This is a genomic window from Leisingera sp. ANG-DT (genome assembly GCF_000813785.1).
Lineage (GTDB): Bacteria > Pseudomonadota > Alphaproteobacteria > Rhodobacterales > Rhodobacteraceae > Leisingera.
Genome location: NZ_JWLE01000042.1, coordinates 1 through 298 on the forward strand (window position 1 = coordinate 1; position 298 = coordinate 298).

Below are 298 nucleotides of genomic sequence, written 5' to 3' on the forward strand. Positions count from 1 at the left end.
AGCGCCATGGTGAGCGGTTCCGTCACTTATGATGGCACCGAGATGGTCGGCGCCAGCGAGCGCCACCTGATGCAGGTGCGCGGCAATGACATCAGCTTCATCTTCCAGGAGCCGATGACCTCGCTCAATCCGCTGCACACCATCGAACGGCAGCTGGAGGAATCCCTGGCTCTGCACCAGGGGCTGGCCGGCAAATCCGCCCGCGCCCGCATTCTGGAGCTCTTGGAAAAGGTCGGCATCCGCGACGCAGAAAACCGGCTGACCTCCTACCCGCATCAGCTGTCGGGCGGCCAGCGGC

1 protein-coding gene is annotated in these 298 nt (G+C 64.4%); it reads left to right on the forward strand.

What is annotated here, in order from left to right; genetic code table 11:
* A partial coding sequence (locus tag RA21_RS23280) for an ATP-binding cassette domain-containing protein (protein ID WP_446720202.1) occupies positions 1 to 298 on the forward strand: 298 nt, incomplete at both ends.